The sequence below is a fragment of the Thermoflexus sp. genome (assembly GCF_025055495.1).
In the GTDB taxonomy this organism is placed as follows: Bacteria; Chloroflexota; Anaerolineae; order Thermoflexales; family Thermoflexaceae; genus Thermoflexus.
On record NZ_JANWXB010000087.1, the window covers coordinates 1 to 1,996 of the forward strand.

Sequence of the window (1,996 nt, forward strand, 5' to 3'; positions counted from 1 at the left end):
CCATCTTGCGCCCCCCCATACTTTTTTTTTTACCCCCTCCCCCCCGCCCTCTGTTTTTTTTAATTTTTTTTTTGGGGGGTTTGTCGGGGGGGGGGGGGGGGCATCACGCCCCCCCCACCGCCCCGGAAAACCCCCAAATGAAAAATGGACAAAGCACTAGAGGCCGTGGGAAAGGGGAAATCCAAAGAGGTAGGCTGCGCCGTCTCTTGCAGCGGGCGCTTAACGCCTTATCGCCAACCCTATATATGGGTGATTGTAGCTCGCAAGCCGCCATATATAGGGGATCCCGATGGGCAACGATTCACTAAAGCCTCACGGGACCTTCACCGAACGGCCACGAAGGGGAGCGCGGAGCGGCGTTAACATGCGATTGCCCGAGGTGGAGGTCCCGATAGCGCTACGGTTGCTATTGGCTTCCCTGCGGGCGAACGGCCAAACCGGGAGGTTCAGGCATGGCGGAAGCCGCTCACGAGCTCGCCGGGAAATCTCTGATCTGCCCTGATGGCGTGCTGGGCACTGTGGCGGAGGTGCTGGTGGATCCGGACACCGGGCATCCGACCCATCTGGTCTGGCGGGAGCCCGTGATTCTTTATCAGGAGATCAGCATTCCGATCGCCTATATCGAGGAGGTGGATGGCGAGGGGATCCGTCTGCGGGTTCGCCGTGAGGAGATCGAACGCCTGCCCCGCTTTGTGTGGCGGTAGTTGCTTCATCCCCAAACACTTCGATTCCTCCCTCTCTACGTCCCTTCAGGCTACGAGGAGGGGGAAGGGGAGGAGAGACCGGCTCAACCTGCGCAGAGGGCTCCAGCGGCCTGGGGCGTGGCCTGTTTGTCCAAAGTCCAATTTTTTAAGGAGAAAGCGCTGTGTTCCTCGATGGCCTTCTCTTCAGGATTGCCAGCGGATGGGCAGCGACGACATCGCCACCTCCAACCCCTGTTCCCTCCCCTTACCAGGTGTTCATCCCGGTGGTGGGTGCCCCCTCCGCGACCTCCTCCGGAGCTGCGACGACCTGGACTTCCTTTCTGGAAAGCCCATGGCTCTATTTGGTGCTGGGCGCGCTGGTGGGCGCCTGGCTGGCGCTGCGCGCTTTCGAGCGCCGGGGAAAGCCAGGCCGCTGAGGGGTTAGGTTGCTATCCCGATGCCTCCTCCTCCCTGTATCTCCCAATAAAAACGAAGGCCGGCAGGGAGAGCTCCCCCTGCCGGCTCTGTCGGGGCGGGCGGATTTGAACCGCCGACCTCGTGGTCCCGATCCACGCGCGCTAACCTGGCTGCGCCACGCCCCGTCCTGATGCTGATTATATCCCCGCCGGACTTTCATGGCAAGGATCTTTGTCCGCCCAGGGCCTGCCTCCGAAGTCCTTCCTCAGGCCGCCATCGCAGAGGGACGCCGGCTGGTTTAAAATGAACGGGAGTTACGCCGTTCGTTTTCTCAGGAGGCTTTTGGGGGCATTTTTCTCCCCGCGTTCTCGCACGAGCGGGATTCACCGCGCGCATTCGCCTTTAGGGACTCACGAAAGGGGAGGTCTTCGATGGGCTGGACCGGGCCGCTGGTGGAAGTGCGCAATGTCTCGAAGATCTATGGGCGGCCGCCGCGCCAGGTGGTGGCAGTGGAGCGAGTTTCATTTGAGATCCGTCCTGGCGAGTTTGTGGCGTTGCTGGGCCCCTCGGGTTGTGGGAAATCCACGCTGTTGCGGATGATCACCGGCTTGGCCCGGCCCAACGAAGGGGAGATCCGTTACCGGGGCCAGCCCCTGCAAGGGATCAACCCCTATGCCACCATCGTGTTCCAGACTTTCGCCCTCTATCCCTGGCTGACGGTTCTGGGCAACGTGGAGCTCGCCCTGAAAGCCCGTGGGGTGCCCCCGGCGCAACGCCGGGAACGGGCCCTTCAGCTGATCGATCTGGTGGGACTGGACGGTTTCGAGCACGCCTACCCCCGGGAGCTCTCCGGCGGGATGCGCCAGAAGGTCGGATTCGCCCGCGCCCTGGCCGCC

At 62.5% G+C, this 1,996-nt stretch carries 3 protein-coding genes and 1 tRNA gene; 3 read left to right on the forward strand and 1 reads right to left on the reverse strand.

The annotated features are described in order from the left end of the window. Nucleotides 1-452 precede the first annotated feature (452 nt). Together NZM16_RS03035 and NZM16_RS03040 are read left to right on the forward strand one after the other, a co-directional pair. Complete coding sequence (locus NZM16_RS03035) at nt 453-704, forward strand: hypothetical protein (protein WP_295451092.1); 252 nt, start codon at nt 453-455, stop codon at nt 702-704. A 161-nt stretch (nt 705-865) separates the two neighbouring features. Continuing rightward, entirely contained in the window at nt 866-1,120 is a 255-nt protein-coding gene (locus NZM16_RS03040; RefSeq protein ID WP_295451090.1) for a hypothetical protein, read from the forward strand. Nucleotides 1,121-1,210: 90 nt separating this feature from the next. Here the strand turns inward: NZM16_RS03040 and NZM16_RS03045 are convergent. After that, nucleotides 1,211-1,285: transfer RNA gene (locus NZM16_RS03045), tRNA-Pro, on the reverse strand. Between the two features lie 246 nt (nt 1,286-1,531). Here NZM16_RS03045 and NZM16_RS03050 point away from each other — a divergent pair. Continuing rightward, nucleotides 1,532-1,996, forward strand: a 465-nt coding sequence (locus NZM16_RS03050; protein WP_295478468.1) for an ABC transporter ATP-binding protein, incomplete at its 3' end; no start/stop codon positions are given.

Bases quoted from the DNA above. Each gene is read 5' to 3' on its own strand.
- NZM16_RS03035 (WP_295451092.1), top strand. From the start codon at position 453: ATGGCGGAAGCCGCTCACGAGCTCGCCGGGAAATCTCTGATCTGCCCT.